Here is a 19214-nt window from a genome sequence, read left to right on the forward strand (position 1 = left end):
TTTATCCTTCGAACAATGAGACATGCGCACCGGAAACTCCCGGGCGGCAGGAAAACAGTCCACCTGACAGAGGCGCGTCGGCGAGTGTCGAGGCCGGCAGGCGGGTGCGGGCGCTGGTGATGAACAGCGTCGACAGATCCGGGCCACCAAAGGCGATGCTGGTGGGACGGGGCACCGGCATCTCAATTACCTGGTCGAGCTTCCCGTTTGGAAGATAACGGCGCACGGACCAGCCATCCCAGATCGCACACCAGACCCCTCCTTCCGCGTCCACCGCAAGACCGTCCGGCCGGCCGTCAGCGACGGGAATGCGTGCGAATTCGCGGCATCCCGACAGCGTTCCGGTCGCGGGATCGCAATCATAGGCGTGGATGAGGCCAGGTACCGTGTCAACAAAGTAGAAGGTTTTCCCATCCGCGCTCCAGCCGAGGCCGTTGGAGACAATGATGCCGCCTTCCTTGCGTTCGAATGCGCCATCGGTGCTGATACGATAAAGCGCACCCGTGGGCTTGGAGGCGTCAATCCTCATCGATCCCACCCATATCGCACCGTCAGGCCCGCATTTGGCATCATTCAAGCGGTTGTCGACGATGCCTGCCTCCGGGCTGACGAAGGGTGTGAGGCGACCTGATGCAAAATCCAGCCATTCGATCCCATCCTGAGACGCCACCAGCAGACGCTCACCGCGAACCGGAATGACCGCGCTGACCAACTTCCCGGTCTCGCAGGTTTCGTTCCGGCCACTCGCTGGATCAAACCGGTGGACAGCGGGATGAAGAATATCGACCCAGTAGAGCGTATTTTCGCCATCGTGCCACACTGGACTCTCGCCAAGCTGTGCGCCCCATGGCAAGACGCAACTCAGCTCGGCACTCGGACGGCCGGTGACAGACCGGGGCCTGGGCCTGGAACTAATGGCGACAGCCCCAGCCGCACCCGTGATACGGCGGGCGGCAGCAATCAATTCGCGCCCGGCTGGATGGATATTGGAGGAACTGAGCCGCGATGAAGGGCCAAGCGCAACAAGCACCCCGATCGGCGTATTGTCGCGACCCATGACAGGCGCGGCTGCCGAATTTACACCTGGCAAGTGCTCCTCATAAGAAATCGAATAACCACGTGCCCGGGTCAACGTCAGGTCGGCCTGGAGCGCATCGAGCGTGGTGATGGTTTTCGGGGTCTGCACATCCAGCGTCAGACGGTCCAAGAGGGCGCGGCCGACGGCGGGGTCCTGAAAGGCGAGCAGTGCCTTGCCGGGTGCTGTGCAATGCAGGGGGACGCGGCGCCCCACCTCGACGCGCACAGAAAGGCCATTCGGCGAACGTTCGGCCAGATATTGCGTCATCGTGCCGTCAAGCCGGCACAGCGCAACCGTTTCCCCCAGTTCGGCCGCCAGCCGCTCGAGTTCCGGGGTTGCCGCCGAGACGAGATCGAAACTCTCCCAGACCCTATGGGACATTTCCAGAAAACGCTGGCCCAGAACATAAGTGCCCCGGGCCGCATCCTGACGGACGAGACCATAGGCGATAAGGGTGCGCAGGATGCGTGCAAAGGTCGGCTTCGGCAGGCCGGAGGCGCGCAACAACTCGGCAAAACGTAGCGGTTCCTGCGCGTCGGCAACCATATCGAGCAGGGTTAGCCCCTTGGCCAGCGCCGCCGTGCCGCCCGGCGTCTCGGGCTTCATCGCCTCTGCTCCTTCGCGAGTCGCCCCAGCCTTGCGGCCGCCGCTTCGTCCAGCATCCGGTCCATCGTCCATTCTGCTTCAAACCCCAAAGTGTTTCTGATCCGCTCGTTGGACGTATGGTAATAAACGCCGTCGCCGGGAAAATCGACTGTCACGATGGGAAGGCCGGTCAGCGCCGCAATCTTCGGCAGAAGCACGGCGAAGTCGGCGGGTTCATCCGCGCCGAGATTGAAGATGCCGCCCGCCGCCTCGGGGTGATCGAGAGCGAGCAGAATTCCTGCCACCATGTCTCGCGTATCGGTAATGTGCATACGGAATGGACGGCCGTTTTTGTTGCGCGACAGAATGTGCGACGGCTCACCGATATCTCGGGACTGGAGCAATTCGGCGATAGCAACGTTTCCGAAATTCTGCTGCTGGCGGATGCGCGGCCGCAGGAAAAACCGGGGACCGGAAAAGAAACTCTCTTCGTCCAGCAGTTCCGCCGCATCCTGCGTATGCGAAAACCGCAGGATCACCGTTTCCATGGTGCCGCTTCGCTGGTGAAAGCGCACCAGCTCTTCGCCCAAAAGCTTGGTCAGGCCATAGGGCGAATTGGGGCAAAGCGGATGATCCTCGGTGACCGGCAGGAATTCCGGTCGGTTTTCCGGATAGACCTCGCCTGAGGAAGCGAACACGAAACGCCGCACGCCAGATGCTGAAGCGGCATCCAGAAGCCGGCGCGTACCCTCGACATTGACAGCGAACATACGATCGCGATCCGCCGGAGCCCAGGACATGAAGGCTCCCAGATGCAGGACGGCGCTCACGCCCTTCATCGCTTCGGACAGTGCCTGCGCATCCTCCAGCGACCCGACGACTTCCTCGCCGCCGGTTCCCGATGGCCTGAGATCAAAACCGCGAACGGTGCGGCCCTGTGCACGCAAGGCGGCGACAGCGGCACGACCGACACGGCCCGCCGATCCGGTGACGAGGATCATAGCCGTTCTCCGGTCTTTGCATCGAAGAGATAAAGCTTGGCCGGATCGAAACCGAGCCGGAGTGCCTCGTTGCCAGGAAGATTGCCGGTATGCGAGACGCGCGCGATCAGACCCTTGGACTTGCCCTCCTCGCCATCGGCCACCCTTGCGCCTTCCGCGTCGAAATAGACGTATTTTTCCGATCCGAGGCTTTCCACCAGCGTCGGGCGAACATCGAAGGTGACCGGCGCATCGCCGAGAACCAGATGTTCCGGCCGCAGACCGACGATCACGCTGCCTTGGCGATCAGCCGCGCCCGGCACGGAAACATGTTGCCCAAACAGGGTAACAGTGCCGTCACGCAGTTGCGCATTGAGGAAGTTCATGCCCGGCGAGCCGATGAAACCGGCAACGAAAAGATTGGCCGGGTTGTTGAACAGTTCGTCTGGTGCGGCAATCTGCTGGATGATGCCGCCCTGCATGATCACGACCCGGTCCGCCATGGTCATGGCTTCCACCTGGTCATGCGTCACGTAAACGGTAGTGACCCCGATGCGTTTGTGCAAAGCGCCGATTTCGGCACGCATATGGACACGCAGCTTGGCATCGAGGTTGGACAGCGGCTCGTCCATGAGGAAGGCTTGCGGCTGGCGCACGATGGCGCGACCAAGCGCGACGCGCTGCCGCTGACCGCCTGACAGATCCTTGGGCTTACGATCCAGATAGGGCGTCACTTCCAGAATGCGCGCCGCATCGTCGACCCGGCGGTCAATCTCATGCCTGTCCGTGCCGCGCATCTTCAGCCCGAAGCCGATGTTCTGGCGAACCGTCAGATGCGGATAGAGCGCATAATTCTGAAACACCATGGCTATATCGCGGTCCCCGGGCGCCAGATCCGTGACTTCATTGTCGCCGATGAAGATCTGCCCTTCGCTTGCCGGTTCGAGACCCGCAAGGATTTTCAACATCGTCGACTTGCCGCAACCGGAAGGTCCAACCAGCACCACGAACTCGCCGTTCTCGATCTCAAGCGAAAAGGGCCTGAGCACGTTGAGCGCGCCATAGGACTTGCTGACGTTGCGAATGGAAATATTGGCCATGCTTATTTCTCCGCGCCAGCGGTCAAACCGCCGACCAAATAACGTTCAAGGAACAGATAGATTGCGATGATCGGCAGCGCGATGAACACCGATGCGGCGGAGATGTCGTTCCAATAGGTGACATATTCGCCCTGCATCGTGGTGATGCCGAGATTGGCGGTCCAGTTGTCCGGCGAGTTGACCAGAAAGGTACGCGCATAGGCGTAATCGGCCCAGCTGAGCACAAATGCGTAAAGCGCGGTGGCGGCAAGCCCCGGTGTGGCGATGGGAAGCACGACACGCACCATGGCGCCGATCGGCGAGCAGCCGTCGACCATGGCAGCCTGTTCCAGTTCCTTCGGGATCGTGTCGAAATAACCCTTCAGCATCCAGGTTGCGAAGGGAATGATCATGGTCGAATGTGCAAGCACAAGCGTCCATAGGCTGCCGATCAGACCGAAGCTCGAAAAGATCGAAAACAGCGGGATAACGAGTAGCGTGGCGGGCAACATCTTGGCTGTGAGAACGAACATTCCCATGGTAGCGCCGCCCCGCATCGAATAGCGGGACAGGGCATAACCGGCGCTGACCGAAACCAGCATCGACAGCGCAACCGAGCCGACAGCGGCAAGCATCGAATTCCACAGCCACAGAAGGATCGGCTTTGCCGCCCAGACACGGGCAAAAATGTCCCATTGCGGATCGTCCGGCCAGAAAGTCGGTGGCAGGCGGTAGAGTTCGTCGGTGGTGGAAAGGGCGGTAACCAGCAGCCAGTAGACCGGGAACAGGATCATCACCAGCGTAAAGATCACCGTCGCGTAGAGGGCAAGGCTCTGTGCAAAGCTACGTTTCATCAAAGCCTCCTCAGTAGATTGATTTCGAGCGCCGGCCGAGCATCAGCAGGCTGGCAATGATGCAGATCACCAGCGTCAGCACGCCGACGGCGGCGGCGCGACCGAAGTTGTGATACTGGAAGGCCTGGTCGTAGGTCATGATCGACAGCGTCTGGGTTGAACGCAGCGGGCCGCCGCCGGTCAGAACCTTGATGATGGAAAAGTCGCGGAACACCCAAAGCAGGGTCAGCACCAGCGTGACCCCGAGAACCGGCATCAGCAACGGCATGGTGATCCAGCGGAAACGCTGCCAGACACTGGCGCCATCCACCTTGGCAGCGGCGTAATAATCGGTGGGAATGGACTGCAGACCCGCCAGACACATGATCGACACGAAAGGAAAGCCCTTCCACACCATGGTGATGGCAACGGCCCAGAAGGCGGCCGTGGAACTGCTGACCCAGGGGATCATCTGGTCGGTGAAACCAAGCTTTATCGCCAGCCAACCGAACAGGCCGAAGGAGGTGTCGAACATCCATGCAAAGATGACGACCGCGATGATTTCCGGCACCGCCCAGGGCAGCGCCATTCCCAGCCGCGCGACGGTGCGGCCCTTGAAGCGATTATTGGCCAGAAGCGCCGTGCTGAGGCCGACGGCGACGCTGCCGGCGGTTACGACGATAACCAGCTTTAGCGTCACCCAGCAGGCCAGCCAGAATTCTGGCGAGGAGAACAACCATGTGTAATTGCTTAGCGAAAACGGCCGGCTGGCACCGCCAAGCCGAGGTATTTTGACCTGCTGGAACGACAGGTCGATGGCCAAAACGAGCGGCCAGACGATGATGGCGGCAACCATCAGGACTGCGGGCGCGATCAGAATATAGCCGAGGAGATGTTGCCGGCTGGGGCGCGCAAGATCGAAGAACTTGCGACGCCCAGCCCGAACGGGTTCGGTCATGGATGGTCCTCCTGCCGGATGCGGATGATGGCCATGGCCCTTTCCGGGCCATGGCAAGACAACGGGATCAACCCTTGATGGCTTCGGCCTTTGCCTGCATGGTTTTCGCCACCGCCGCCGGATCGAGATCCTGAATGATCATCCGCTGGCTTTCTTCCATCACCATCTTGCTGAACTCGTTGTAGAAGAGCTCAAGTCCGGTCGGAATGCGGTCGATCCCCGCCTCGGACGCGGCCTTCATCGTCTCGATCAGCACCGGAAAATGCGGGATGGTCTTTTCGACACCCGAGACGTCGGCGGTCGGGCTTGGCGGGGTGTTGCCGCCAAGGGTGGCATAGCTGCGCTGGAATTCCGGTGACATCGTCAGCTTGATGAAATCCCAGACCAATGCCTTCTGGTCGTCAGGAATATCGGCCGGCATGGCGAGTACATTGGACGAGCCGCCAAGCGGCGGATGAAGCGGCGGTGCGGCGTAAACGATATCAGCCTTGGCCGAACCTTTTTCGGTGGTGCCGTAAAGCCAGGGGCCGTCCAGCCGCATGGCCATCTTGCCATCGGCAAACAGCTTGCGCACGTCGCTGGCGCTCATGTCGACCGGGCTGATCCCGCTCTTCATCACGGTTTTCCAGCGTGAAAGACCCTCCACCATCTGCGGCGTATCGATGGTGATATTGCCGTCCTTGTCGGTCCAGTAGGCGCCAGCGTCGAGGATGTAGTTCAGCATCTCCGTCAGATATTGACCCGGACCGCCTTTCGTTTCATGGCCTGTGCCGAACTGGTCGATAATGCCGTCGCCGTTCAAATCCTTGGTCGTCGCTTTTGCCGCGGCCAGAAACTCGTCATAGGTCTTCGGAACCGCGACGCCCGCTTCTTCGAGAAGCTTCTTGTTGTAGGCCATGACGAAACCGAAATAGTTGGTCATGATGCAGACGGTTTCGCCATTCCATTCGCATTTCTGCTGGCCGGCCCAGCCGGTCATGTCAATGCCGTCCTTCTTCAGCCACGGGTCGAGCGCCTCGAGCCAGCCGCTATCGGCAAACATCTGGAACTCGAAGGAAGCGAGATGCACGATCTGCGGCGGCTGGTTGGCCGCAAAAAGCGTCGTCATCGTGTCGGCATAGGAGCTGCGCTCGGCCTTGGTGAATTCGATCTTCACGCCCGGATGCTGTTTTTCGAAGGCGGCAATGGCCGAATGCCACCATTCGCCTGTGCCGGCATCGTCCGTCTGCCAGGAAATGAATTTCAGAACGGTATCGGCCCTGGCCGGGGCAAGGCTGCCCATTGTCATCAAAACGGCGGTCGCGGTGCCGAGCGCCAATCGGCTTATTGTCTTGTTCATGGCTTCCTCCTCCAAAAAACCAGTTCAGATACGTTCAATCAGACCGAGTGCCGCCTCCGACGGCCTTACCCCAAGTCCGGGTCCGGACGGCAGGTGATACCTGCCCTCCCGGCAATCCATGTCGCCTTCCAGCAGGTGACGGTTCGGCTCGAAGATCGAATGCTGGAATTCGTGACCTCTGAGCGTTGGCAATGTCGACGACGCCTGCAGGCTGGCGGCAAGAAATATGCCGGCGCCAACGGTGGCGTGCGGGATGACATCGATGCCGTGCTCGGAAGCAAGAGCACCGATACGGATGAAATTGGTGATACCCTTATGGCCCATTTCAGGCTGCACGATCGCAATGCGGCAGCGCTCGACGCGGGCGCGCATATCCCAATGGGTGCGCCATTCCTCACCAACTGCAATCGGCACTTCGGTATTCTTCGAAACCTTCTCCAGACCGGCAATGTCCTCCGTCCAGACCGGAGCCTCTGCGAACCAAGGGTCGAAGGGCTGCATTTCGGCAATCAGTTCCAGCGCCCGTTCCGGCGTCTGGTTCCAGTGCATGTCGGCGGCAATCTTTGCATCGGGTCCAAGTACCTTCCGGAGATTCGCCATTTCGGCCGCCGGGCCATCGTCTGCCACCGGCGTTGCGAACTTGAAGGCGTTGAAACCGCGGTCCTGCCAGTATTTCGCCAATTCCCCGCGGGCCTTGAGCGTCTTTTCAGGCAGGCCTGAAACATAGGCCGGAAACGTATCCACGCCGCCGCCGAGCAGGTCGCGAACGGACTTGCCGGCTTCCTGTCCGGCAATATCCCATAGCGCAATATCGAGCGCGGCGAGCGCATCCACGTAGAAGCCGCCGGTATAACCGCGCACCCGCATCATGTCGTAAAGGTCGTCATAGATCGCCGAAGGGTCCGAAGCATCGCGGCCGATCACGAAACCGGCGAGAAGATCGTTGATGAGAGCGGCGACCGCGCCGGGGGCAACGATACCATAGGTCTCACCCCAACCCACGACGCCGGCCTCGGTCGTCATGCGCACCAGGACGCTGCGGTCGAAGGTCGGGTAGACCGTGCGATTTCCCTTGCGCACGATATAGCCGTTGGGATTGACCACCTCACCTTCACGCAAGGCGCCGAGATATGGCACCTTGCGCGGCTGGGTCAGCGTGAAGACTTCGACGCTTGCGATGGGGCTGTTCATGCGGCCTCCACGGCAACGAGGCCTAGTTCGACCAGATTGGCGTCGATATCGGCAATGGCCGCCGCATCAAGCTCGGGTGTCGGCGCACGCACACCGACGCCTTCGATCACGCCGCGGCGGGCCAGCACATATTTGGTCAGCCGCATGCGATAGACCGCCTGCAGCACCAGAAGAGGCAGGGTGCGGACATAAATCCGACGAGCCTCCTCCTGCCGCCCGGCAACAAGCGCCCGATCGATGGCAACATGTTCCTCGGCGATCTCCAGCGCCGGCATTGCCGCCGTAGCACCTCGGGCATATTCGTCGAGAATGTAACGCGCGCCGCCCCCGCCGATGACGCCCTTCAGTGTCGAAGGCGCATGGGCGACGATGTGGCTGATGGCTGGGCCGGCAGGAAGCGTCTCTTCCTTGACATAGGTCACCTGCGGCAACGCCCGCACGATCTCCACGATCGCCTGCGGCGAAAGGTCGGAGCCGCGCGGCGCGGGCGCGTTCTGCAGGATGATTTCAACTTCGGGCAGCGCCTCGACGATCCTGCCGAGGAATTCGATCAGCGCCGGCGCATCCGTGCCGACCGACTTGGGCACCTGCACCATCAGGTGGCGGATGCCAAGCGCCGATGCCGCCCGCCCGTGCTCAACCACATCACGCCAGTCGGCCGCACTTGCCCCGGCCACGACCGGCACCCGCCCGGCCACCACATCGACGACAATTTTCAGCAACGCCGCACGCTCGCCGGCGTTCAAAGTCTCCACCTCGCTGGCGAAACCGGGAAACACGACACCATCCACGCCCTTGTCGAGTGCAAAGACCACCAGTCGCTTCATACCCGCTTCGTCAATGCCACCATCAGCCAGAAACGGCGTAGGCAGAACAGGCAAAATCCCCTTAAGGCCAGCCACCATCTTTCTCCTCCCGATTAAGTATCATATTTTGATACCTTGAATTCACTAATTGACACTATATAGACTTGCGACCTATGACAAGCCCCAAGATGAAATGAACGAGGAGGTTCAAGACATGGCAGCACCGGCGACATCGATCATCGTTGATTGGGGAACGACATCATTGAGGGCGGCGCTCGTTGATGAAGGCGGCGAAGAACTCGATCATCTTGAAACCGCCGACGGTATTTCGAGCCTTGGCAAGGGTGAGCACGAGGCGGCGCTGATGGATGCACTCGCACCCTGGTTCTCAAGCCATGGGGCCTTGCCCGTGGCCGCACTCGGCATGATCACCAGCCGAAATGGCTGGGTCGAGGTCGCTTACGTGCCGTGCCCGGCCGGCCCGGCGGAACTTGCCGCCAGCACGGTGCGCAGGTCGCTGCCGAACGGGTCCGATCTCGTGTTCCTGCCCGGTCTGACCGATCCCGCCCGCCAGCCCTTCCCGGACGTGATGCGTGGTGAAGAAACCCAGATCGTCGGCCACGGCCTTGGCGACGATGCCACCCTCATCATCCCTGGAACACACAGCAAATGGGCGCGGGTGACGGCGGGAAGGATCGATGGCTTCCAGACATTCGTCACCGGTGAAATCTTCAACCTGCTTATCAATCACTCCTTCATCGCGCGCGGTTCCACGCAGCCGCCGGTCGATGATCAGGAGGCCTATCGCTGGGGTCTGACAGAGGCAAAACGATCCGCCGCCATGCTGTCGCTGCTGTTTTCGGCGCGAACCGGCGGGCTTGCGGGCCGGCTTTCGCCGGATCAGTTGCGATCCTATGTGCGAGGACTGGTCATCGGGCAGGAGTTTCGGCAAGCCCGCGAGGCCGGATGGTATGCGGAAGGAGACGAGGCAGCTATCGTCGGCAATGACGGGCTGAACGATCTCTATCTGGTTGCCGCCGATGTGTTCGGGCTCAAGACATCCATGGGTGCGGATGACGCCCTCACAAAAGGCGCTCTGACTGTCCTGCGGCAAGCGCTTTTATAACCCTTGCCGATCGCCGGTTGCCGAAATGGCGGCATCCGGCTTTCAAGACAATCTTTAGGACCAATCATGTACGACTTCCCAGCCAATATCGGCACCAGCCGTCACGAAAACGATATCATTGCCGTTCTGGCCCGCATTCAGCGCATCGGCCTTCCAGACAATCCGATCGCCTTTTATGGCTCATCCTCGTTTCGAATCTGGAGCTCCATCACCGAGGATCTCGGCTCGCTGGATATCGTCAATCTGGGATTTGGCGGTGGCACTTACCTCTCTGCCAGCCACTACCTCGACCGGCTCCTGGTTCCCTTGAAGCCAGGTAGAGTGGCGCTTTATTTCGGCGAAAACGATATTGCCAGCGACGGCCTCAAGGCGCAGACGACGCTTGCGCACCTGCAGGATTTGCGCGATCGCATCTCTCGAGCGCTACCGCAGGCGGACGTCTTTGTTCTGGCGATCAAGCACAGTCCGGCGCGCTGGATATACCGCCACGAATTCGATCTCTTCAACCAGACGGCGCGCGACTGGTGCAACGGCCGCGAACACACGACATGGCTTGATCCGAACGCCGGTCTCATTGGTGAAAATGGCCTGCCGATGTTCCGTTATTATTTACCCGATCTGGTTCACCTGAATGCGGCAGGCTACGCGGTCTGGTCGGAAGCGCTTAGAAAAAAGTTGGGTCTGTTGAACTGAGACAAGGGGTATCTTTATCTTTGGCTCTTGAAAGGGGCCGAACTGTCCCCAGCAGTGTTCACAGGCTTATTTCCATTGGATTTATAGGGCACGTCCGTTGAACGCGGAATCGCGTTTAGGCCCCCCTTACTGGCGGAATTCTGATTCCAGCGCTCCGATTGGTGATTTGGTCGCAAGCAACATGGCCCGAGCTTTCAGCAATGATCTGCGTAGCCGCGTTCTAGCTGCGTCACGGGATGGCATATCGGCGCGCTCAGCAGCGTCCAGATTTGGGATTGGTGTTTTGACAGCCATCGCGTGGATTGCGAGCGCGCAGGAAAGCCGGCTGACCCCGGCGAAACAGGGACGACTCCGTCCGCCGGGGCGGCCTCTATCCGGCACTGAAGGATCTTAGTTGAGCCTACCCGCCCTAGGCGACAGCCAACAATTTGTGCACAGGCTGAAGGACGCAGTCTCGACCACCGACGAGGAAACGGTACACCTCGACTGCGATTCCAGAACCGCCGCCAGGATTTTTCGGGCCATCGTCGAGGCTTATTTGCGCTTCCGCCGCAACTCGTCGCCAGGGATGCCAAAGTGCTGGATGATCATATCGACATTACGGCGGTGCGATTTGAAATAAATATCAAACAGATCACCGAAGACAGGAACACTGCCCACAAGAGCATCCATGGCGATGTTGCCAACCATTCGCGCAAGCTTTTCCTGCGGCACACCAAGGCGGCGCGCTTCATTGACGATATAGAGGCCGACAATCGCGCCCGCACCATCACCAATCAGTGGCAGCAAACCCATGATGGAATCTGCACCAAAACGGATTCCCGTGCCAGGAATGCGGATCGCTGTGTCCATCATACGAGCGATGCCCGACAGCCGCCGCAGGCGGCGGAGCCGCTCAGCACTATCCACGAAGTCGTCCGATGTGCCGTGGGCGTTCCACGTTCTCGCTGTCATACAATCGTGCTCCATAAAAGAGATATGCCTCAGCCTAATATGAATGGGGATGTGGAGAGTTGCGTTCAAGAGCGTTGCGCAAGCTATCTGCATCCATTGAAACCGAACCAGTTGCGCTCAATCGCCTCGATCCTGCCTATGTGACAGCACCAATCGCCCGGCATCGCTCAGGCCCTACACCCCTTTTTCGATTTCGATAGGCCACAGTAATTTTTAAGCAATATTCTCCCTTACATTGGCGCTACTACAGGACTGCTAGGTCGAGAGAAAGATGTAAGGCACGCCCTTGCATCTTTAACGTCTTTCGCGAGTTAAAGCTGATCTTCATAAAGCAGATGTGGACATGGCACATTTTTTTAGTTCATCGGTGCATCTAAAGGCGGACTGCTGATGGACACTGGCGCTTTAACAACAAACGACATCGGAAAACTTATGGCCGTTTCTCATCAAGGTCCGCTGGCTAACACCAGGCTTTCTGGACGAACGATTCTCATTCTGATTGGCGTCGCGGTCATCCTGCACGTGGGTCAGGAAATCTTCGTGCCATTAGCCTTGGCTCTCCTCCTGACATTCACTCTGGCACCTATTGTCTCCTTTCTCCGAAAACACTCTGTGCCCAAGATTGCCGCCGTTATTTTGGCGGTCGCCTCAGCCTTCATGGCAATTGCGCTGTTCAGTTTCGTCGTCGCCACGCAGGTGACAAATCTTGCCGAAAACATCCCGACATATCAGCGCAATATCGTCACCAAGGTTCAGGCGCTCAGCCAGGCAGGATCAGGCAATGGTGTGCTCGAACATCTGAGCAAGGTTGTCGAGCGTGTCGGCGCCGAGTTGCAGACACGCGCCGTCGAAAGTCAGGACGAGCAGTCGACCGCACCAACCATGCGAGAGCCGATGCCCGTTGAAATCGTCACGCGATCCCATCCGGTCGAGACACTTGGCAATTTCATTCTTCCGCTTATCAGCCCGTTTGCAACGGCAGGTTTGGTCATCGTTCTTGTGATTTTCATGTTGATCGAGCGCGAGGACCTTCGCGACAGGTTCATCAGGCTGGTTGGACTTGGTGACCTCCATCGCACGACGGCAGCGCTGCAGGACGCTGGAAAACGGGTTGGGAAATACCTTCTGATGCAATTGGTGGTAAATGCCCTTTACGCCTTTCCCATCACCATTGGGCTTTGGGTGCTTGGCATTCCGAACGCGATCCTGTGGGGTCTGCTGACGCTGGTTCTGCGTTTCGTGCCCTATATTGGTCCCGTTATCGGAATGGTATTGCCGCTGTTCCTCGCCCTTGCAATATCTCCCGGCTGGTCGTTGGTCGCGTGGGTCGCGGCACTTTTCATCATCACCGAACTGATCAGCAATAACGTCGTTGAGCCTTGGCTCTATGGTAGCCACACCGGCTTGTCTCCGATGGCGATCATTATCTCCGCAATCTTCTGGTCCTGGCTTTGGGGACCGCTGGGGTTAATGCTGTCGACACCTCTTACGGTGTGTCTGGTCGTTCTTGGCAGATATGTCCCCGAGTTTAGTTTTCTGGATGTTCTGCTCGGAAATGAACCAGTCCTCCAACCGCAGGAAAAGCTTTACCAGCGGCTGCTCTCCGGCGACCCCAACGAAGCGACTGACAACGCCGAAGAGTTTCTCGAAGAGGAATATCTCATCGACTACTACGAAAAAGTTGGTCTTCCTGCCTTGATCCTGGGCGAAGCGGACCGCCAGCGCGGCGTGATGACAGAGGCTCAGATCGCGCTTCTTGCCTCCAGCGCCCATGCCCTCATTGAAAATCTTGCAGAGATTGCGAGCGAAGAGGAAAACGAGGGAATGTCGGAAGACGAACAGACTTCCGCGCCAGAGACCAAAGAGACAATCGCGCTACCGGACGGTAAAGGCAGATCCATTCTATCCCTGGGAGGCAGAGGGGCCATGGACGACGCAGCGTCTGCGATGTTATCGCAAGTTCTCTTGGTTCAGGGTGCGCAGATCAGACAAGCAGACTATACAAGGATTGAAGGGCGAGATTTGAAGGCTCTGGTGGCTGACGATATCGACACCGTTGTCGTTACGTTTCTCAATGAGAACTCGAAATCGCACGCACGACAGATCGTCCGTCGTTTGAAGCGTGTAAGACCTTCTCTTCGTGTCGGCATATTGTTGCCGATGGGAGAGGGCGGGCGCGAAGCGCCAATCGACCCTCAAGACATAAGCGCCGACTTCGTTGCCGCTTCGCTGACGCAGGCCGTCGTGTCGGCCCTGAGCGACACAGGCCCTGTGGCCTTGAAAAGCCCCGTGAGAAAAGTGGCGCGCCAGCGCCGAGTGCCGCCGGTGGCTGCCTGAACGCAGCCACGAGAAGTCTGTCGATGTTACCAAGGGGCACGCATCTCGTCTCCTGGATCATAACGAATAGACCACCCGAAAGCTTCAGCCCCTGGACTTGCACACGCTCATCACCGCACAAACCTGCATTCTGGAAAAAGCACGATGCATCGATACAAAGATTGAAAACGTTACGCGTCTCTAGGTGTCTAAGGCGAACTAAGAGCAGTCAGGTCTAAAGCTTGACAGTTGCGACATCAAAAGCGGCTTGCGGTTGTGAGACCTTTCAGCTTGGAGTCTCCGCTTGCTGAAACTTGGATTTGAGCCACTGATGTATGGATGACGTTCCCGCCAACAGTGAACCGCCGTCTTCTACAACACCGCCATTGAGGGAGGTAACAAGCGCTCCGGCTTCCTGGGCAATGATCTTTCCAGCCGCGTAGTCGTAATGGCTAAGGCCGTCTTCGAAATAGCCATTTAACCTGCCCGCGCCAACATATGCGAGATCAAGTGCGGCCGAGCCGAGTCTGCGGATGCCTGCCGTCTCGTTGGTGATGGTATCCAGGGCCCGGAAGAAACTACTGCGGTCCATCGACTTCAACTGTCCGTGGATCGGCATAGATAGAGATATGATGGATTCTTCGGGCTTTTTCTCTTCCAACCGTGTCAGTTCCTTACCGTTCATCCGGGCACCCTGCCCTCGAACTGCCGTGAACATCTCATCCCGCAATGGGTCAAGGACGACGCCCAGTATTTCGCCCTCGTCGTCGCAAAGAGCGATGCTGACAGCAAAATAGGGAATGCCCCAGATGAAGTTGCTGGTTCCGTCGAGCGGGTCTACCACCCAGCGGCGTCGTGCGTCTGGCATGCGCGTACCGGTTTCTTCACCCACGAAACCGTAGCGATCACCTGCTCTTGCCAGAACTGCGGCAATAGCCTCCTCGGCAGCAAGATCGGCCTTGGACGCATAATCACCCAAAGCTTTTCGTTGAACACTATCGCGGGACATGGCGCCGAAATGCGTCTTCAGTTCAGCGCCTCCGGCAAGTGCGGCGGACAATGCAAGCTGCATCAGTTCGTCAAGCGACAAGTCCGCCATCTCATACTCCCGAGGGTAGAAAAGTTATCGTCTCGAAATCCACACCGACGCGCGAGTCGAGATCGAGTGCGTGTCGTGTTTCCACCGAGATGGTCGCACCGTTCTCCAGTCGAAGGCTTTGCGTCCAGGCCTTGCCCATGAAGCGGCGATCTTTCACCGTTGCACTGACGAGTGCGCTGCCGTTTTCGCGGGTCATTACCTGTTCGGGACGTACGACAAGTGTCCCTTTACCGCGGTGGCCGCTTCCTGTGATAGGAAGTCTCGATCCGTCAGCCATATGGAAGCCGGCCTCATCAAATTCTCCCTCCAGAAAGTTTGCGCTGCCGACGAACTCGGCAACGAAGCGGTTCGCCGGTCGCGAATAAATTGTTTCGGGATCTGCAAGCTGCTGCACGATTCCATTCTGCATCACGGCGATCCGGTCCGACATTTCGAGGGCTTCTTCCTGATCATGCGTCACATAGATTGCTGTGAGACCGAGCCTTTTCTGCAGACTGCGCAGTTCATGGCGGAGAGCGACGCGAAGACGCGCATCAAGGTTGGACATGGGCTCGTCCATGAGAAGCAGCGGCGGGTTGATGACGAGTGCACGCGCCAGCGCGATGCGCTGCTGCATACCCCCACTCATTTCTGCGGGATAGCGCTTCTCGACGCCGTGAAGCTCGACCTGGGCCAGTGCGGCCCGAACCCTTTCAGCAACTTCGCTCTTCGGAACCTTACGCAGTTTGAGCCCGTAAGCGACATTGTCGAACACGGTCTGGTTTGGCCACAGCGCATAGTTCTGGAAGACGAAGCCGATATTTCTGTCCCAGGCGGCGAGCGAGGTCACGTTCTGCCCGTTGAACAGGATTTTTCCGCCATCGATTGGGTGGAATCCTGCAATGGCGCGCAAAAGTGTCGTCTTGCCGCAACCGGACGGCCCTAGCAGCGTGAAGAATTCGCCGGGCCTGATCGTGAGGCTGATGTCTTTCAGAACTGCATGATTGCCAAAGGTCTTGGAGACGGCGTCGATGACGACCTCGCAGCCTTGGGTTGGAGTTTTGGAAGATGAGGTTTCAACCACCGGAATTTCCTCGAATTTGGCCGTAGCGGACAATGAAATAGAGAGGGATGTAAATGATCAGCATCAGCAAGATGGTCTGTGCTGCGGAGACACCGAAATCGGCATCGACCAGCGTGTTCTCGAAGATCACGGCTGTCATCGGCTTCCACGGCGGACGATAGAGAACGATGGTAGACGACAGCTCCGTGACGATGTGAAGGAAGGTGAGCGTTGCACCGGTTACCGCCCCCGCCAGAACCAGAGGTGCCGTTATGGTGAAGAACACCCTGAATGGACGCGCTCCAAGACTGATTGCGGCCTCTTCGAGAGCCGGGTGAACGCGCCTCAGGGCCGCCTCCGACGCCTTCACCGTAAAAGGCAGGTTTCGAATGAGATAGGCAAGGAGAAGGATGAACCAGGTGCCGGTCAGTTGCAGCGGCGCCTTGTTGAACATCATGATGAGACCGATACCGAGCACCGTGCCGGGAATGACGTAGGGCATCATGACGGTGAGGCTGAGAACGGGGGCGATGATCCGGTAGCGCTTGCGTATAATCACATATGCAATCCCCAACCCGATTGCTGTTGCCGCCAGCGTTCCGGCAATACCAAGCGACAAGGTCACCCAAGCCGGCCCCATGCCGGTGCGCCACATAGTGGCGTAGTTTTCCAGCGTAAAGTTCGCCCTGGGTAGGCCGACCCGCCATTCCATGAAGCTGGAAACCAGCACCGTCAGGTGGGGCGTGAATGCCATGAGAAGGGCAATGATGACCGCGCCAAGCACTGTGACATGAGCAAGAGGCGATAGCGGCTTGCGTTCCAGCGCCCGCGACGACACCACGGCAAAACCGCGTCGCGCCAAATAGATTTGCTGCGCCATGAGGAACAGGCTCGAGATGGTGATGAGCACAATCGATCCTGTGGCCGCAAGCGCCGGATTGCGTCCTGCCTCACTCAGGAAGGACGTATAGATCAGAACCGGCAGTGCGTTGACATCGAGGCCAATGATGCGCGGCGTTCCGAAGTCAGACAGGGCTGCCATCGTTGCCAGATAGAGACCGGTGATGATGCCGGGGAGTGCCAGCGGAATTTCGACCGTCATGCGCACACGAGGCGGCTTGGCACCAAGGCTTTCCGCTGCCTCGATATGGCCAGCGTCCAAACTCTGAAACGAGCTGTGACTGAGCAGAAAGATGATTGGAAAGACCAGCCAGGTGATGACCCAAATGACGCCATGCAAGCCGACAATCGAGACATCGAGGCCGAGATAGTTGGTCAGAACGCCGTTTCGTCCCAGAAGCAAGCGCCAGGCGTATGCCCCCAGAAATGGTGGAGACACGGACGCCATAGTGACAAGAAAGACGATAGCAGTGCTGCCCGCGACCCGGTAACGTGCGATAAGATAAGCCAGCGATACGCCGATCAAAGCGGCAAGTCCGGTGGACGTCAACGCGATCAGCAGGCTGTTTACCGTGGCGGAAAGGGTTTCCGAGCGTGTAAAGAAATCGGTATAGTGGACAGCAGAGAGCGACAGCGATTTGTTTTCGAAGGTGATGTAGGCGTTCGCGGCATGTGAGAGCAGGACGGCGTTGAGCGACTGCGCGTTGATGTCTAAAGGCGCTGGTGCAGTTGTCGCGAATAGCCCCCGGGGCGCCTGCTGCGAAAGCGTGAACCGAGCCGAGCCCAGATCGAGTTCAAGTAAACCTGCCTCGTCCTTACCAATCGAAATCGGCTCTTGCGAAGATAGGCGCAGCGTTCGGTCATCCTGGACGTCTACAGTCAGACTGTCAGTCGAACTCAGCGTTATCGCAACGCCGTCAGAAAGTTTAGCAACGCTGTATCGGGCGGTCATTTCCGGGACGAATTGCAAGCCGTCTTTATTATGCAGAAGAGTAAAACGGCCGCCCTCCTCCAAGAGGGAGGCGGCCATGAGGCGAACCTGCGGGACAACAATCGTCAGGCCGCAGAGCACGAGCGCGACGATTGAAAATATCAGCCAATTGTCGCGCAGCACCTTCATTTTCCGCGAAGCTCCTGAAAGCGAGCCACGACCACAGGGCGCGGATCGACAGCGGATACGATTGTGAGCGTAGCCATGTCAGGCAGAGCGGCGGGAGGCGTTACATCCTTGCGTGCCGAGCGTCGAACGGTGGCGTCGCGAACGATTTCATGCGCCGTCTTGCTGCCGAGGAAATCGATGAAGCTCTTGGCGTCTTCGATGTGCTGTGCGCCCTTGACGATGGCTTGCGCATCGATCTGGCCGGTAACCGCATCGGTCGGATAGACGATTTCGATCGGCAGACCTTGAGCCTTCCACTTGGCACCCAGATCCTCGTTAATCCAGCCAACTGCTGCTTCACCGTCGCGTACGGCGTTGAAGGCGTCATCGGAACCGGGAGCAATGCGCGCACCCTTGGCCATTTGACCGACGAAATCCCAACCGAAATTGCCAGCAAGAGCGGAAAGAATGACATATCCGGTGCCGGATTTTGCAGGGTCTGGAATAATCAGGCCACCGTTCTTTGCGAAGTCCTGTGAGACGAGATCTTTCTGCGTCCTGGGTATGGAGCCGGCCTCGACGCGTTTGGTGCTGACGACCAGCGGCTGCAGCAGCACCGTGAACGGATGCCAGATGTGATTGGGATCGGTCGTCACCATGTCGGCGTCGGACTTGCTTTCGAACGATTGGAAGAGCGCTGCATTTTCTTCGAAGGTCTGCGTCGGTCCGCCCCACATGACGTCTGCCGAGGAATTGCCACCTTCTGCACGCAGACGCTCGATCAGCTCGCCAGTACCGCCGCGCACGACGGTCACCTTCACATCCGGATTTTCCTTGGCAAAAGCGTCGAGGATGGGAGCAGATGTCGCCTCCCCATGAGCGGTGTAGACCACCAGTTCTCCGGCATTCGCAACACTGATGATCGACGCCGACGCCAACGCGCCCGCTATGATACGCCGCAAGGTCCATTTCAGCATGACTATGTTCCCTTTTTAAAGTCACTGAGAAGAAGGCGACCCTATTAATCCATTTACCAGATTAAAAATCAAGCCGCCTTTTCTGCGGAATTACGGTCCTTGCGTTACAGTATTATGACTGAAGGCTAAGATCATCTGCATTGCGAACTGCTTGACGCC

General features: G+C 58.6%; 16 protein-coding genes and 1 pseudogene. 4 read left to right on the forward strand and 13 right to left on the reverse strand.

Annotation, left to right across the window (positions count from 1 at the left end; translation table 11 throughout):
- Position 1: 1 nt before the first annotated feature.
- The 8 genes from ACQZ5Y_RS16875 to ACQZ5Y_RS16910 form a co-directional block, all read right to left on the reverse strand.
- Positions 2-1684: an SMP-30/gluconolactonase/LRE family protein gene (locus tag ACQZ5Y_RS16875; RefSeq protein WP_112361169.1), complete on the reverse strand. Its 1683-nt coding sequence runs from the start codon at positions 1682-1684 to the stop codon at positions 2-4.
- Positions 1681-2664 (reverse strand): NAD-dependent epimerase/dehydratase family protein, encoded by a 984-nt coding sequence (locus ACQZ5Y_RS16880; RefSeq protein ID WP_174051432.1) that lies wholly within the window; start codon positions 2662-2664, stop codon positions 1681-1683. Before ACQZ5Y_RS16880 ends, ACQZ5Y_RS16875 begins: the two co-directional genes overlap by 4 nt.
- Positions 2661-3743: an ABC transporter ATP-binding protein gene (locus ACQZ5Y_RS16885; RefSeq protein WP_065662753.1), complete on the reverse strand. Its 1083-nt coding sequence runs from the start codon at positions 3741-3743 to the stop codon at positions 2661-2663. Before ACQZ5Y_RS16885 ends, ACQZ5Y_RS16880 begins: the two co-directional genes overlap by 4 nt.
- A 2-nt stretch (positions 3744-3745) precedes the next feature.
- On the reverse strand, positions 3746-4576 hold the full coding sequence (locus ACQZ5Y_RS16890) for a carbohydrate ABC transporter permease (protein ID WP_003492168.1): 831 nt from the start codon (positions 4574-4576) through the stop codon (positions 3746-3748).
- Positions 4577-4586: 10 nt separating this feature from the next.
- Positions 4587-5513 carry a carbohydrate ABC transporter permease gene (locus ACQZ5Y_RS16895; RefSeq protein ID WP_013637453.1) on the reverse strand — a complete coding sequence of 309 codons (927 nt, stop codon included), beginning with the start codon at positions 5511-5513 and terminating at the stop codon, positions 4587-4589.
- Between the two features lie 67 nt (positions 5514-5580).
- Positions 5581-6852: an ABC transporter substrate-binding protein gene (locus ACQZ5Y_RS16900; protein WP_112402644.1), complete on the reverse strand. Its 1272-nt coding sequence runs from the start codon at positions 6850-6852 to the stop codon at positions 5581-5583.
- A 24-nt stretch (positions 6853-6876) separates the two neighbouring features.
- Positions 6877-8043 carry a mandelate racemase/muconate lactonizing enzyme family protein gene (locus tag ACQZ5Y_RS16905; protein WP_112402645.1) on the reverse strand — a complete coding sequence of 389 codons (1167 nt, stop codon included), beginning with the start codon at positions 8041-8043 and terminating at the stop codon, positions 6877-6879.
- Complete coding sequence (locus tag ACQZ5Y_RS16910; RefSeq protein ID WP_112402646.1) at positions 8040-8948, reverse strand: dihydrodipicolinate synthase family protein; 909 nt, start codon at positions 8946-8948, stop codon at positions 8040-8042. The genes ACQZ5Y_RS16905 and ACQZ5Y_RS16910 overlap by 4 nt, the downstream gene beginning before the upstream one ends.
- A gap of 115 nt (positions 8949-9063) precedes the next feature.
- On the opposite strand from ACQZ5Y_RS16910, the gene ACQZ5Y_RS16915 reads away from it, so the two are divergent.
- From ACQZ5Y_RS16915 to ACQZ5Y_RS16925, 3 genes and pseudogenes are all read left to right on the forward strand, one after another.
- Positions 9064-9975 (forward strand): 2-dehydro-3-deoxygalactonokinase, encoded by a 912-nt coding sequence (locus ACQZ5Y_RS16915; protein WP_112402707.1) that lies wholly within the window; start codon positions 9064-9066, stop codon positions 9973-9975.
- Between the two features lie 66 nt (positions 9976-10041).
- The gene (locus ACQZ5Y_RS16920; RefSeq protein ID WP_112402647.1) at positions 10042-10668 is read left to right on the forward strand and encodes a GDSL-type esterase/lipase family protein; all 627 of its coding nucleotides are present in this window, start codon (positions 10042-10044) and stop codon (positions 10666-10668) included.
- 181 nt (positions 10669-10849) lie between these two features.
- A pseudogene (locus ACQZ5Y_RS16925) lies at positions 10850-11053 on the forward strand (IS630 family transposase); the annotation flags it as partial.
- A gap of 149 nt (positions 11054-11202) precedes the next feature.
- On the opposite strand, the gene ACQZ5Y_RS16930 reads toward ACQZ5Y_RS16925, so the two are convergent.
- Complete coding sequence (locus tag ACQZ5Y_RS16930; RefSeq protein ID WP_065703203.1) at positions 11203-11622, reverse strand: DUF4112 domain-containing protein; 420 nt, start codon at positions 11620-11622, stop codon at positions 11203-11205.
- Positions 11623-12054: 432 nt separating this feature from the next.
- On the opposite strand from ACQZ5Y_RS16930, the gene ACQZ5Y_RS16935 reads away from it, so the two are divergent.
- Positions 12055-13959, forward strand: coding sequence for an AI-2E family transporter (locus ACQZ5Y_RS16935; protein WP_112402649.1), 1905 nt, complete (start codon positions 12055-12057; stop codon positions 13957-13959).
- A gap of 265 nt (positions 13960-14224) precedes the next feature.
- Here the strand turns inward: ACQZ5Y_RS16935 and ACQZ5Y_RS16940 are convergent, their stop codons facing one another.
- Genes ACQZ5Y_RS16940 through ACQZ5Y_RS16955 form a run of 4 tightly spaced genes read right to left on the reverse strand, consistent with a single transcriptional unit; the run spans position 14225 to position 19055 of the window.
- Positions 14225-15037, reverse strand: coding sequence for an inositol monophosphatase family protein (locus ACQZ5Y_RS16940; RefSeq protein ID WP_112402650.1), 813 nt, complete (start codon positions 15035-15037; stop codon positions 14225-14227).
- Between the two features lies 1 nt (position 15038).
- Entirely contained in the window at positions 15039-16100 is a 1062-nt protein-coding gene (locus ACQZ5Y_RS16945) for an ATP-binding cassette domain-containing protein (protein WP_112402651.1), read from the reverse strand.
- Positions 16093-18099, reverse strand: a complete 2007-nt coding sequence (locus tag ACQZ5Y_RS16950; protein WP_112402652.1) for an ABC transporter permease — start codon at positions 18097-18099, stop codon at positions 16093-16095. The genes ACQZ5Y_RS16945 and ACQZ5Y_RS16950 overlap by 8 nt, the downstream gene beginning before the upstream one ends.
- The gene (locus tag ACQZ5Y_RS16955; protein WP_111801318.1) at positions 18096-19055 is read right to left on the reverse strand and encodes an extracellular solute-binding protein; all 960 of its coding nucleotides are present in this window, start codon (positions 19053-19055) and stop codon (positions 18096-18098) included. Before ACQZ5Y_RS16955 ends, ACQZ5Y_RS16950 begins: the two co-directional genes overlap by 4 nt.
- Positions 19056-19214: the final 159 nt, after the last annotated feature.

Source organism: Agrobacterium sp. A3-95 (assembly GCF_053521785.1).

What these genes read in the sequence shown, in the direction of transcription:
- ACQZ5Y_RS16875 (WP_112361169.1), bottom strand. Translation starts at nt 1,684, where the DNA reads ATGAAGCCCGAGACGCCGGGCGGCACGGCGGCGCTGGCCAAGGGGCTA.
- ACQZ5Y_RS16880 (WP_174051432.1), bottom strand. Translation starts at nt 2,664, where the DNA reads ATGATCCTCGTCACCGGATCGGCGGGCCGTGTCGGTCGTGCCGCTGTC.
- ACQZ5Y_RS16885 (WP_065662753.1), bottom strand. Translation starts at nt 3,743, where the DNA reads ATGGCCAATATTTCCATTCGCAACGTCAGCAAGTCCTATGGCGCGCTC.
- ACQZ5Y_RS16890 (WP_003492168.1), bottom strand. Translation starts at nt 4,576, where the DNA reads ATGAAACGTAGCTTTGCACAGAGCCTTGCCCTCTACGCGACGGTGATC.
- ACQZ5Y_RS16895 (WP_013637453.1), bottom strand. Translation starts at nt 5,513, where the DNA reads ATGACCGAACCCGTTCGGGCTGGGCGTCGCAAGTTCTTCGATCTTGCG.
- ACQZ5Y_RS16900 (WP_112402644.1), bottom strand. Translation starts at nt 6,852, where the DNA reads ATGAACAAGACAATAAGCCGATTGGCGCTCGGCACCGCGACCGCCGTT.
- ACQZ5Y_RS16905 (WP_112402645.1), bottom strand. Translation starts at nt 8,043, where the DNA reads ATGAACAGCCCCATCGCAAGCGTCGAAGTCTTCACGCTGACCCAGCCG.
- ACQZ5Y_RS16910 (WP_112402646.1), bottom strand. Translation starts at nt 8,948, where the DNA reads ATGGTGGCTGGCCTTAAGGGGATTTTGCCTGTTCTGCCTACGCCGTTT.
- ACQZ5Y_RS16915 (WP_112402707.1), top strand. Translation starts at nt 9,064, where the DNA reads ATGGCAGCACCGGCGACATCGATCATCGTTGATTGGGGAACGACATCA.
- ACQZ5Y_RS16920 (WP_112402647.1), top strand. Translation starts at nt 10,042, where the DNA reads ATGTACGACTTCCCAGCCAATATCGGCACCAGCCGTCACGAAAACGAT.
- ACQZ5Y_RS16930 (WP_065703203.1), bottom strand. Translation starts at nt 11,622, where the DNA reads ATGACAGCGAGAACGTGGAACGCCCACGGCACATCGGACGACTTCGTG.
- ACQZ5Y_RS16935 (WP_112402649.1), top strand. Translation starts at nt 12,055, where the DNA reads ATGGCCGTTTCTCATCAAGGTCCGCTGGCTAACACCAGGCTTTCTGGA.
- ACQZ5Y_RS16940 (WP_112402650.1), bottom strand. Translation starts at nt 15,037, where the DNA reads ATGGCGGACTTGTCGCTTGACGAACTGATGCAGCTTGCATTGTCCGCC.
- ACQZ5Y_RS16950 (WP_112402652.1), bottom strand. Translation starts at nt 18,099, where the DNA reads ATGAAGGTGCTGCGCGACAATTGGCTGATATTTTCAATCGTCGCGCTC.
- ACQZ5Y_RS16955 (WP_111801318.1), bottom strand. Translation starts at nt 19,055, where the DNA reads ATGCTGAAATGGACCTTGCGGCGTATCATAGCGGGCGCGTTGGCGTCG.